Source organism: Flavobacterium hauense (genome assembly GCF_054457175.1).
The window spans coordinates 89,337-101,952 of sequence record NZ_JBTKVX010000010.1; the positions used below are offsets into that span (position 1 = coordinate 89,337).

At 36.8% G+C, this 12,616-nt stretch carries 13 protein-coding genes; 3 read left to right on the forward strand and 10 right to left on the reverse strand.

What is annotated here, in order from left to right; translation table 11 throughout:
- The first annotated feature begins 15 nt into the window (after positions 1–15).
- Positions 16–954: an NAD(P)H-dependent flavin oxidoreductase gene (locus ACX0HA_RS09145; RefSeq protein WP_458844968.1), complete on the forward strand. Its 939-nt coding sequence runs from the start codon at positions 16–18 to the stop codon at positions 952–954.
- A gap of 102 nt (positions 955–1,056) precedes the next feature.
- On the opposite strand, the gene ACX0HA_RS09150 is transcribed toward ACX0HA_RS09145, so the two are convergent.
- From ACX0HA_RS09150 to ACX0HA_RS09190, 9 genes are all read right to left on the reverse strand, one after another.
- Positions 1,057–1,569 (reverse strand): endonuclease V, encoded by a 513-nt coding sequence (locus ACX0HA_RS09150; RefSeq protein ID WP_458844969.1) that lies wholly within the window; start codon positions 1,567–1,569, stop codon positions 1,057–1,059.
- A gap of 6 nt (positions 1,570–1,575) precedes the next feature.
- A complete protein-coding gene (locus ACX0HA_RS09155) occupies positions 1,576–1,869 on the reverse strand; it encodes a toxin-antitoxin system YwqK family antitoxin (protein ID WP_458844970.1) in 294 nt (97 codons plus the stop codon).
- Positions 1,870–1,939: 70 nt separating this feature from the next.
- A complete protein-coding gene (locus tag ACX0HA_RS09160; RefSeq protein ID WP_458844971.1) occupies positions 1,940–2,416 on the reverse strand; it encodes a hypothetical protein in 477 nt (158 codons plus the stop codon).
- A gap of 69 nt (positions 2,417–2,485) precedes the next feature.
- A complete protein-coding gene (locus ACX0HA_RS09165; protein WP_458844972.1) occupies positions 2,486–3,904 on the reverse strand; it encodes an alkaline phosphatase in 1,419 nt (472 codons plus the stop codon).
- A gap of 124 nt (positions 3,905–4,028) precedes the next feature.
- The gene (locus ACX0HA_RS09170; protein ID WP_458844973.1) at positions 4,029–5,000 is read right to left on the reverse strand and encodes a hypothetical protein; all 972 of its coding nucleotides are present in this window, start codon (positions 4,998–5,000) and stop codon (positions 4,029–4,031) included.
- Complete coding sequence (locus ACX0HA_RS09175; RefSeq protein WP_458844974.1) at positions 5,000–5,776, reverse strand: esterase/lipase family protein; 777 nt, start codon at positions 5,774–5,776, stop codon at positions 5,000–5,002. Before ACX0HA_RS09175 ends, ACX0HA_RS09170 begins: the two co-directional genes overlap by 1 nt.
- Before the next feature lie 142 nt (positions 5,777–5,918).
- Positions 5,919–7,166 carry a diaminopimelate decarboxylase gene (gene lysA / locus ACX0HA_RS09180; protein ID WP_458845024.1) on the reverse strand — a complete coding sequence of 416 codons (1,248 nt, stop codon included), beginning with the start codon at positions 7,164–7,166 and terminating at the stop codon, positions 5,919–5,921.
- 160 nt (positions 7,167–7,326) lie between these two features.
- Positions 7,327–7,755, reverse strand: a complete 429-nt coding sequence (locus tag ACX0HA_RS09185) for a hypothetical protein (RefSeq protein WP_458844975.1) — start codon at positions 7,753–7,755, stop codon at positions 7,327–7,329.
- 252 nt (positions 7,756–8,007) lie between these two features.
- Positions 8,008–8,418, reverse strand: a complete 411-nt coding sequence (locus tag ACX0HA_RS09190; RefSeq protein WP_458844976.1) for a hypothetical protein — start codon at positions 8,416–8,418, stop codon at positions 8,008–8,010.
- A gap of 279 nt (positions 8,419–8,697) precedes the next feature.
- On the opposite strand from ACX0HA_RS09190, the gene sucC reads away from it, so the two are divergent.
- Together sucC and ACX0HA_RS09200 are read left to right on the forward strand one after the other, a co-directional pair.
- Positions 8,698–9,891, forward strand: a complete 1,194-nt coding sequence (gene sucC, locus ACX0HA_RS09195) for an ADP-forming succinate--CoA ligase subunit beta (RefSeq protein ID WP_458844977.1) — start codon at positions 8,698–8,700, stop codon at positions 9,889–9,891.
- A 145-nt stretch (positions 9,892–10,036) separates the two neighbouring features.
- Positions 10,037–10,996, forward strand: coding sequence for a glycosyltransferase family 2 protein (locus tag ACX0HA_RS09200; protein WP_458844978.1), 960 nt, complete (start codon positions 10,037–10,039; stop codon positions 10,994–10,996).
- 10 nt (positions 10,997–11,006) lie between these two features.
- On the opposite strand, the gene ACX0HA_RS09205 is transcribed toward ACX0HA_RS09200, so the two are convergent.
- Positions 11,007–12,476: a hypothetical protein gene (locus ACX0HA_RS09205; RefSeq protein WP_458844979.1), complete on the reverse strand. Its 1,470-nt coding sequence runs from the start codon at positions 12,474–12,476 to the stop codon at positions 11,007–11,009.
- Positions 12,477–12,616: the final 140 nt, after the last annotated feature.

Consider the following 12,616-nt stretch of genomic DNA (forward strand, 5'->3'; position numbering starts at 1 on the left):
AACGAAATAAATTTAATGAACAGAATTACTCAACTTTTTAATATTCAGTATCCTGTAATACAGGCAGGGATGATATGGGCGAGCGGTTATAAACTTGCAAGTGCCGTGAGCAACGCAGGCGGACTTGGAATAATAGGAGCAGGCTCTATGTATCCGGAGGTATTGCGTGAGCATATCCAGAAATGCAAAAAAGCAACTGATAAACCGTTTGCAGTAAACGTTCCGATGCTGTACCCGAATATTGAAGAGATAATGAATATCATTGCTGAAGAAGGCGTAAAGATCGTATTTACTTCGGCAGGAAATCCTAAGACATGGACATCATGGCTTAAAGAAAAAGGAATCACGGTGGTACACGTGGTAAGCAGTGTGAAATTTGCCCTTAAATCGCAGGAAGCTGGCGTTGATGCTGTTGTTGCCGAAGGCTTTGAAGCAGGAGGCCATAACGGGCGTGAAGAGACTACTACACTTGCACTTATCCCAATGGTTAAGGAACAACTGACCGTACCATTAATTGCTGCAGGAGGAATTGCTACAGGCCGTGGTATGCTTGCCGCTATGATTCTTGGTGCTGATGGCGTTCAGATTGGGAGCCGTTTTGCAGCTTCAGTAGAATCGTCTTCGCATGCTAATTTTAAACAGGCAATCGTTGATGCTCAGGATGGCGATACCCATGTTACACTAAAAGAACTTGCACCGGTACGACTTATCAAGAATAAATTCTTTCACGATGTGATGGCGTTATATGCCAAAGCACCAAGTGTAGATGACCTGAAAACATTATTAGGACGTGCGCGTGCCAAAAAAGGTATGTTTGAAGGTGACCTTGAAGAAGGAGAGCTTGAGATAGGCCAGATTGCGGGACTTATTCACGAAATAAAACCGGCAGGTGATATTCTTAAAGATATCATTGCTGATTTTGAGAAAGCAAAGCGGGAAGCTGTGAATTTATAAAATTATGATGTAGTGTTTGTCATTCTGAACGTAATGCAATGAAGTGAAGAATCTAAATATTATTACCCTTAGATTGTTCCTTTGTCAGAATGACAAACGCTTTTATTTATCTAAAGTATCATCTTTTGTAATCTTATCCAATTCCTTAAGTATGGTGGGATTCCTGTATTCTCCTTCCATCTCAAATACTCTTTGTACAGCTTCTTCCAGCGGATAACCAACAGATGAAATGTGTAATGGGTTTTTACTCTCTCCTCTGATGAGTTCTGTTACAGTTTGCCTGTTGGTAAAGAATGAAGTCTTGGCAACGCCAATAACGGGTACTTGCTCATTCAGTTTGTGGTATAGGTGTCCGCCTAACCCCAAAGAAAGATCATTGTCAACATAAATGTAACCGTCTATAATTATGGCTTCAAGCGAATCTAAATCTACCTGTTCTATTATCTTTAGCAGGCATGGCAGTTCCCTTTTATAAAATTCTCCGGGTATATATTCTTCAATGTTATTGATATACTCAATGATTACCTGTTTAGGCTTGCTGTCTTTCCACTCAAAAAGAACACCTACAGCTTTTGCATACGTTTCTCTGTAATGGACATCAATTGCTAAAATCATACTTTACTACATGCTGTGAACTAAATTCCCATTTTCATCAAATTCTTTATAAGTACCTGGAACAGTAATATTGTTATGATCCTGATATTCTGTATCTATATTTCCATTATAATAGTATGAACGTATCCATCCTTCTCTATATCCATTTTGATACTCTTCTTCTGATTGAAGAACATTATTATCATAATATTCTTCAATTATCCCTGTAAATGGCTCTCCGCGGTATTGATATACCGGTACTCCACCGGAGTCCAGATACCATAGTTTTAGTTCAGAATTATTACGGTTTACTCTTTGCATTTCTATAGATATTAATTACTTATAACTGTAGTCAACAAATCACTTTCAAACATCGCAGCAGTCGATATTACTAAATCTCATTGTTGATACGGTTGAATTTTTTCCCCGTTTTGAATGCACAAAATGCCAGACTGATGATAAAGAGTGCCAGTAAAATAAACATATATACCGGTTTCATAATAAAGTAAACCGTTTCAATTTTTTTGGGAGCTGCACTTAAAGGAGGATTTATCGTCCAGCCACCATCAATACTTAACCTTTCATTAAGGGTGATCAGGACCACCCATAAAAGGATAAATAAGATGCTGTAAACCAATAAAATTATATTGCTTGACTTGTCCCTGAATTTTAAAAAGAAGCAGCGTATCGTATAACACAAATATCCTGAAGCTATTAAAACACAAACGGCCGCATAAATGCTCTTGACACTATAGTACATATCATGTGAGCTAAGAATATATTTTTGGCTGTTGAAAATATAAAACAGAATCGCCACCGCTAAAGGCAGCAATGAAAAAGATATGGCTTCTTTAAGATATCGGGTCATAGGATAAGGAAATATCCTGCAAGATAAAAAAAGGCGCTCATTGAGCGCCTTAACTATACTATAAAAAGTTTAAAATTTATTCTCAACCTCTGCTGCCTGAAGCATCAGGTAATGCAGGTCGGTGTTCTTTACGAATGGCTTCAGCAGATCGCTGCCGGGGCCAAACATTGCCAGCTCTACATAATCGGCAGAGTGATCCATGCTAATCCAGCCAACGGAGTTCGTTTTTTGCTGCATTTGGGCAAAAGCCTTAAATGGTAAGTTATTATAATTGTACAGTCCGCCTTCTTCTTTATGAAGTCCGTCATAATAAGTAAGGATGGTTTTCGCATCTTCTTCAGAGATTGTGGTTTTATTGGCACCCTCAATAATTTCGCGAACCTGAGCCACTGTGTTGTTAGGCTTAATAGTGTTCAGTATCCATTCGTTGGTATGGGTATATTTCTGGATGCTGTCAAAGTTATCATTGGCACTTTTGCCATAGATCACACCTGGATTGGCATTACCATGGTCGGTAGTGATGATAACAAGGGTCTCGCCATCTTTGGCAGCAAAATCTATCGCTACTTTAATAGCTTCGTCAAAAGCTACCTGGTCGTATAGTAAAGCCCCGATGTCATTAGCATGTGCGCCCCAGTCTACTTTTCCACCTTCAATCTGGAGTACGAATCCGTTCTTATTCCCTTTCATGCGGTCTATAGCTTTTTGTGCCATTTCAGCAAGGGTAGGAGTGGTATCGGTTAAAGCTTTATCATTTGTTCTGTCTATGTTGTACGGAAGTCCATCGTCGCCAAAAACACCCAAAATAGGCCTGCTGTTGTCGGCAGCCATCATTTCCTGGCGTGTACGTGCCACCTGCCAGCCTTTGGCTTTATAAGCAGCGTAAACATCTTTCTTGTCCTTACGGATTTCAGGACTGAAGTAAGTGTTTCCGCCGCCCATCATGATATCGAAGCCAAGCTCAAGGTATTGCTCGGCGATATCTTCCTGTGCGTTACGGCTCTTGCTGTTTACGCAGAAACCCGCAGGCGTAGCGTGGGTAATAGGCACGGTAGTCACACAGCCTGCCATCTTTCCGGCTTTTTTAAATTTTTGCCAGATAGGCATATGCATTTCTCCATTAGGGCCAACGTTTAACGAACCGTTATTTACCCTTACACCACCGCCCCACGAAGAGCTTCCCGCTGAAGAGTCGGTTACTATAGAGCTTGCCGAAGCCGTATCCATAAGGGCACGGTTTACGCGCTGGTCTTTGTATAGCTGAAGCCAGTTAGATCCTTTTCCGGTTTTGCGGTTCAGGTACAGGTCGGCCATGTTAAGTGTACCGGTGCTCATACCGTCGCTCACCATAAAGATGATATTTTTGGCTTTTTTATTCTTATTTATGGTTTGAAGGTCAAGAATATTCGCAGTACTCTCTAACGGACTGATAATTGCAGCCCCAAGGGTAAAAAGCGAACCATTCCTGAAAAACTTTCTTCTGTTCATTGTAAATTAATTAGAAAGCCAAAGTTAATAAACTAATGAATATTGGGGATTGGAAGTATATTATTTAACTGTTATGGATTAGATGATTTGATTTAGGATAATATGATTTTGAGTGTAAAATAATTTAAATTAATTTCGAAATTTTTTCACTTAATTTATTATTAAATAGATAATTTATATTGTTCAAAGCTTTATTAACTTCAATTTTTGATTCTTCTTTCCACTGTTCGAGTATATCGTTATTAACTTCTGTGGATTCAAATTTTTTATAATAGCCTGCAGTAATAATTTCATATAAATTCTCAATACATTGTTCTAAATTATTTTTAAGGTATGTGTCAAGATGATTAAACCAATAAGATTCCATATGCCAAAAAGCGGATTGTAATGTAGGATTATTTTCGTTTTCTTTAAGTAAATTACTATATTCATCAAGATAAGATATGAATTTTGCGAAACCTCTAATTGCACTTTTAAGTAAATAATTGCTTTCTAATGGAGTGTCGTATATTTCTTTAAAATTTTCTTTGTTTTTAATCGACCATATTAATTCTTTCAAAGTTAGAAAGTTTTTGGTTGTTGCATTATATGTATAACCATCATCTAATAGCCAAAGAAACAAATCTATATCTTCATCATTCATTCTTGAATTTATCAAAATTATAAAATGCTCAAAGGTTTTGTCACTTCCACTTTCGTTATTGTATAAATCTATTTCAGTTTTTAAATGTTTTAACAATAACTGAGGTAAAATTAATTTATAATGATCTTTATAATATTTTTCTACAAAAGGATTAGAAAGTATAAGATATGCCTCATCTACAGTTTCTGAATCTAATTTTGTTGGTAGATATCCAGAAATTATTCCAATAGTTAATATTGAATAATAAGCTAAAAGGAAATCAATATCATCTCTAAAAACGACCTCGCGATCTGTTTTGATTGGGGTATCTCTATGATTTCTTAGAAGGTAGTCTAGTCTTTGATCATTCTTTTCAATTAATCTGCTTAATGTTTTATATCCTCTATCTACATTTTTTGATAACCTAAAATTTTCTCGAAGTATTTCTTGGCGTATATAATTTATATTTTCCATTATAGTAAATTGATTAGTTCATCTATTGGTTCTTCGTATGAATATTTAATAGGTTTGCATACTGTTGTGTGAGATTTATTTTTGATTGGGCTTATCGTAGAATATTTATCATAACAAAAAGGGCCATTATGGACAACCTTATCACCATGTGCTTCAATGACATGTGCGGTTAATACTTTTTTGTATTTTTTTTGTAATTTTACTACTAACTGTTCAAGCTTCTTTAAACATGCTGATCCAGGTGTTAAGTCATCTATTACGGGATATTGGTATAATCCAAGTCCTCCTAAAATTTTTGTGAAAGAAGGTAGGCTGAGCATTAAAAGATTAGGAATTCTTGAACCATTATGAGCGGGGGCAAATAGCATTAATTTACATTTGTTTTTCCAATCAACATTTTCATCAATTGCTTTTAATAAAGCATATCGGGACACTATAGCACCAAGTGAATGTGCTATAATTATAACCTTTTTATACGATGATATACTTTTTCGTATTGTGTTGTAAGAATCAGGAATGTGCTTATCTAAAAAGTGATACAAATCTGATGATTGGTCAGTTACTTGACCTTTAAAACTATCATATCCATAAAAAAGAATATCACTTTTTTCAAATTTTTTATTATAAACTATCATTTCAGAAAAGTTATTCCATGTATTTAGCGATACGCCTGAAAATCCATGTACAAAAATTATAAGCTTTTTTGAATTGGCAATACTATAGAATGCGGTTGAATTTATTCCTTCGCGTAAAAATTTTGGAGAATAATGATACATCGTTTTTATATTTAAATATCAAAGATAATTTAATAAGAATTCCTTTCATAAAGTAAAAATACCTGATTTTAACTAAATAGGTAAATAAAAAAAACCGCACTTTGCAGCGCGGTTTTCTAACTAAAAACAATTATTTCATAACCTATGCGGTTACGGTTTCCTGCTGCTGTACAGTAGCGTTATCTTCAAAATTCAGTATGACCTGGTTGCGGATGATGTCTTCAAACGTTTCGCGCTCTCTAATGATATGTCCCTGTCCTTCATACCAAAGTACTTCTGCGGGGCGTACACGTGAATTGTAGTTACTGCTCATCGAGAAGCAGTAGGCTCCAGCATTCCGGAAACAAAGTATATCTCCTTCTTTAATCTCTGCTATCTTGCGGTTGCTGCCAAAAGTATCTGTCTCACAGATGTAGCCAACTACCGAATAGAAACGGTCTTTACCTTTTGGGTTAGAAATGTTATCGATATTATGGTGTGATCCGTAGAACATCGGGCGTATAAGGTGGTTAAAGCCACTGTCGATACCCGCAAATACTGTTGAGGTTGTTTGCTTAACCACATTTACTTTAGCAAGGAATACACCCGCTTCGCTCACAAGGAATTTACCAGGTTCGAACGTAAGGGTAAGGTCACGTCCGTATGCTGCACAGAATGAGTTGAAACGTTTGGTCAGTTTTTTGCCAAGCTCTTCAACATCGGTCTCGATATCGTCTTTTTTATAAGGTACTTTAAATCCGCTGCCGAAGTCAAGGAATTCAAGGTCTTTGAACTGTGCCGCAGTCTCAAATAATATCTCAGCAGCATAAAGGAATACTTCGATATCAAGAATATCTGATCCCGTATGCATGTGGATACCATTAATGTGCATACCTGTATTTTGCACAATGCGCAGCAGGTGTGGCATCTGGTGGATAGAGATACCAAATTTACTGTCGATATGGCCTACTGATATATTGCTGTTTCCTCCCGCCATAACGTGAGGGTTTATGCGTATACAGACCGGAGTTTGAGGGTGTTTTGCTCCAAACTGCTCCAGTATAGACAGGTTGTCGATGTTTATCTGGACACCAAGTGCTGCTACTTCTTCGATTTCTTCCATAGAGACACCGTTTGGCGTATAGATGATTTTTTCAGGCGTATAGCCTGCAAGAAGGCCAAGCTGCACTTCCTGGATAGAAACCGTATCAAGGCCTGAGCCCATCTGTTTCAGTAGCTTAAGTATTGATATGTTTGATAATGCTTTTACAGCATAGTTTATTCGCAGGTTATTAACCTTAGAGAAAGCTTTCTCAAGCCTTTGGTATTGCGATTGAATTTTTGCCGCATCATATACATATAGCGGGCTGCCGAATTCTTCTGCCATTTGCAGTAGTTGTTTTGTATCCATCATCGTGCATCACTTTTAAGACTACAAAAATAGACACGATATACTACTTAAAAAAGTAATTGACAGAACATTAACAAAATATAACAAAAAGTTACAAATATAACAATATGGAATTCTATATCGTTTTCAAATCACAAATTATTATGTGTCCCTTCCAATGTTATGGGATCAGATCAGCTCTTACAAAGGTATATTTGATTCCGTCAACAGGAGAATCATCAAGTATGAGCTGTCCTTGTTGGATAGAATAGCAATAAAAAGTAAATGTGTCAATATCCATAGACTTGGGACAATCCTGAATTTGTGAGGTGTTGTCATTTATTTCATAGTCATAGGTTCCGCTGTCAAAACCGTCGGGTTTATTTTCATCGGTATTGCCATTAATGACCTGGACAGTTCCATTAGCCTTAAATCTCCATAAAATAAGGCCTTCTTCAAAATCATAATTGCTTCCGGCAAAACCTCCTTCGGCACTTATAAGTGTCCATTGATGAAGAAGCGGGTCGGTCGGTTTCTTGTCATCGTCGTTATTGCAGCCGCTAAGGCTCAGCAATAGGAGTGACAGTAGGGGTAACAATATTTTTTTCATAACATTTTTTATTAGATTGAGTTGATAGGTAGTTTAAAAAATTCCGGGCTTGCCTGAAGCGGCAGTAATGATTTGCTCTTTAGATCATGCCCGGAAATACAGGAAAGCAGTAAACAAATAGTTAATAGTATGATGCAATAGTAGTTGTGTTTTATAAAGCCTATATTTTAGACTTTCTTCGTTTCCCTAAATATATAAGAGTAAGGGCCACGGTTGTTACTAAGCATAAAATTGTCTTCATGATAATTAATTTTATCGGGTTAATTTAAAGATCACACCATCTACAGCTGCTGTGCTAAAAGTCATTTCATTACCATTGATTTCCATACAGCCATATTGTTTTTTGCCAAATGTCATTGCACTATCGCATACCGGATCCCATACACCGATAGTATAGTCATAAGTACCTGTGGCGGGTGTTTCAAATCCCACATGCTGCGGAAGTATTGTCCTGTTATCTTTAACGACTACTTTGGTTTGCGACTCATTAAATGTTAGCGTAATATCGCCTTTTACATAGTCATCACTTTGTGCAGTCATCGGTTCAGTAATCCTGATAAGATTCCATTTACCGTTCAGGCCTTCAGGGCCTTCTTCATCATCATTTCCACAGCCGGCCAGCAGAAGGATGGGTAATAATAAAAGGAGTATTATTTTTTTCATAGCATTAATTGTTTGTGAGTAATGTTCTTTTATTATAGAGAGTAAAATTGCCAATAGGTTGCGTTAAGTTAATCAAAATTTATGATATAATGTAAAATTCATAATGAATGGTGATTAATTGTGTTTTATATCCATAAGTGATATTTATGCCCAAAAAGCTAAAAAGCATTGTCATAAGTTATGAAGTTGTTACGGTGGATAAAAAATTAAAAATACTTATGGTCGTTGGATGTATTTTGCTATTTTTGTTCCACTTTTAATAAGATAAATGCAATACTTATGAATTTACACGAATATCAGGGAAAAGAAATACTGGCCAGCCATGGTGTACGCGTTCAGCGCGGTATCGTTGCTAACAGTCCTGCCGAAGCGGTAGCAGCTGCAAAACAGCTAACTGCAGAAACAGGAACTTCATGGCATGTTATAAAAGCACAGATTCACGCAGGTGGCCGTGGAAAAGGCGGAGGCGTTAAGCTTGCTAAAAACCTTCAGCAGGTAGAAGAGATAGCAGGACAAATAATAGGTATGGACCTTATTACTCCTCAAACTCCTCCTACAGGTAAAAGAGTACACAAAGTACTTATCGCTGAGGATGTATACTACCCTGGAGAAAGTGAAACTTCTGAATTCTATATGTCTGTTCTATTGAACAGGGGCCGTGGCCGTAACATGATCATGTATTCTACCGAAGGTGGTATGGATATTGAAGAAGTTGCTGAGCACACGCCACATCTTATCTTCACTGAAGAAATCGATCCTGCTGTTGGCCTACAGGGCTTCCAGGCAAGAAGGATTGCTTTTAACCTTGGCCTTAGCGGAAATGCTTTCAAAGAAATGACTGCTTTTGTTGCTTCTCTTTACAATGCTTACATTGACAGCGATGCATCTATGTTTGAGATTAACCCGGTGTTAAAAACATCTGATGATAAAATCATGGCTGTAGATGCTAAAGTTGTTCTTGATGACAATGCACTTTACAGACAAAAGAAATATGCTGACATGCGCGACATCCGCGAGGAGAACCCAATCGAAGTTGAGGCTAAAGAAGTAGGTCTTAACTACGTTGACCTTGACGGTACAGTAGGATGTATGGTAAATGGTGCAGGTCTTGCTATGGCAACTATGGACCTTATCAAATATGCAGGTTTTGAACCGGCTAACTTCCTTGACGTAGGTGGTACTGCTGATGCTAAACGTGTTGAGACGGCTTTCCGTATCATCCTTAAAGACCCTAACGTAAAAGCTATTCTTATCAACATCTTTGGTGGTATCGTTCGTTGCGACCGTGTTGCTCAGGGTGTAGTTGATGCTTACAAGAACATGGGAGACTCTATCAAAGTGCCTATCATCGTTCGTTTACAGGGTACTAATGCAGATATCGCTAAAGAACTTATCGATAACTCAGGTATGCCAATCCTTTCTGCTACATTGTTCCAGGAAGCTGCAGACCAGGTTAAAGCTGCATTAAGCTAGTAGTTAGAAACTAACACATATTCTAGATATGGAAGTCCCGTGCTGAAAAGCATGGGATTTTTTTATATCCAGATGTGTAAGGTTTGTCGTTTCAAATTTCAATTAATATGACTATTATTGCACTTTATTTAACCAACCAATCAGAATGAAAATCAACAGTAAGCCGGTAATCGGTATAGTATCACCCTGTTATAATGAGGAAGCAGTACTTAGGAAAACATCTGAAGAATTGCATATTCTTATGGAACAGCTTATTGCTAATGATAAGATCTCCGAAAAAAGCTTCATTGCATTTGTGGATGATGGGAGCCGTGATGCCACATGGTCTATTATTAAAGACCTAACCAAACAAAAAGTATATATTAAAGGATTAAAATTGGCTGGAAACGTTGGACATCAAAATGCTTTACTGGCGGGGTTGTTAACCTTTAATAGTGAGGCTGATGCGTTGATTTCGATAGATGCCGATTTACAGGATGATATAAGCGTTATTGCTGATATGATAGAGAAATTTAAATCAGGTGTTGATACAGTTTATGGTGTGAGGAATAAGCGTGAAACGGATACTTTTTTTAAGAAGAACACTGCGCTCCTGTTTTATTACTTAATGAAAAAAATGAAAGTAAATGTGCTTCACAACCATGCTGATTACAGGTTGTGCAGCCATAGGGTAATTGCCGCGCTTTCAGGTTACAATGAAGTAAATCTTTTCATTAGGGGTATTATTCCATCAATAGGTTTTAAAAGTGATGTTGTGTATTATAACAGGCTTGAAAGATTTGCCGGAGAATCTAAATACCCATTTAAAAAAATGCTTTCTTTTGCCTGGAATGGCATTACTTCTTTTAGTACTTTTCCTTTAAAGTTAGTAACAGTCATTGGCTTTGTCATATTTTTAGTTTGCCTTTTAATGAGTGCGTATGCCCTGACTTCTTTTTTTAGCGGTACTAATGTACCCGGTTGGGTTTCTACTGTGCTCCCAATGTATTTTTTGGGTGGGGTACAGCTGTTTTGCTTTGGAATAGTAGGAGAATATGTAGGTAAAATCTATTCAGAAGTTAAGCAGCGACCACGTTACATTATAGAAGAAAAGATAGATGTTTAAATAACCAATTCTATTGCTTATTAGTCTCTTCGGGATAATGGAAATATATTTTTCGTGGCGTAATGTTGTAGTACTCTAATAAGGCGGCAGGGTTTTCGCTTTCCTCACATGTAGTGTTAAAAGACCATCGTGCCAGAGCGCAATTTCTTTCCAGCAATATGCAGTCCTCTTTAGATGCAGCAATTGTTTTCATTGCTTCTTTTTCACACGCAACATTTGGATTTTCATACAGGCTGGTATCCTTTTTTGTGTAAAAAACAGTAAAAACTAAAGCCAGCGCTATTGGAAGTGCTTTTTTTTGTTTAGGAAGACGAGTTAATAGTATAAGTGACGAACTGGCCCAGCAAAATAAAATAATACATATTACCGGCGTCAGGGTATCCCGTCTTATAATTAGAGGTCTGTAAAAACGATATCCGCCCATTGGTAAAAGTAAAATGTAAAGGATACTGAATACACAAAGAAAAACAAGAAGATTAAAGTACTTTGGGTATTCTTTTCTATATGCAAAATATACAATTGTAATACATGTAATTGCCGCAAGAAGTATATATGCAATGCCTGATTCGATATTAAAAAATGCGTCTTTTATCCCTTCTAATAATAATGAATAACGTTCTGAAAGAGGCATAGGGGCACCATTTTCTGTATTTTTTGTTCCAATATACAGTGAGTATAAACTAAACAATCCCGAGGTAATTACTAAGACGCGAATAGTTGGGTTTATTTTTTTTACTGATTCCCAGCATTTTATCAGAATGTTAGATTTATCGGAACTGTCAAAGTTTTTGAAGAAGAGATAAAGAGATATATTCAGATTGCTTAATATAATTACAGGAGCTGTAAGTGGGCCAAAGAATGAAAGGAGAAGAGAAAACAGAATCCACCCGATTACAAATAGTTTAGATGAAGATATACTTTTGCCTGTTATAAAATGTTTGTAAAAAGGCAAATAGAAAATTAGAAGGGCCACCATAGGAAGAGCATAATACATGGTGTATGTTATAGCCGGATCAATTAAGGCTAAATAAGTAATGAATCCTTCTTCGGTCTGGAATAGAGGACTTATAAGTATCGAAGCTATAAGGATGTTTTTCCATTTAAAGCCATTCCACGCAGTTGCATAGTAACTGATTAAAAGTAATAACAAGATATGTATAGCCAGTTTAGCAATAATAATACTCATGTATACACTTTCTGTTGGCGATACTACTGTTTGCAAAAGAAGCGGGACAGATTTAAAATATCCGGACATCACTGCATGTGCTGTGAATCGGTTAGTAGCGGCATAGCTTTCTCCCTGAAGGACTGAAAAGCCTAAAGGGTCCTTTAAAACTTTATCATAAGGGGCGTTTCCTAAAACAATTACAGAAAAATCACCATCTATTGTTGATTTTGAGTACTGATAGCATGAAAAGGATAGGTCTGCTAGTAGTAAAATTGTTAAAATGAAATACAGAATTTTGTTACTTACATTCATGCTTCTTTGTTTTGTGCAAATATATATTTTATTGGATTAGTTCTGGTAAGTATTTTTTTACTTCTTTTCGTAGTAAAGTTGGCTGTTTATAGAAATCAATATTTTATGTTTAAGACTTTTATTATGTAATAATCATTGCA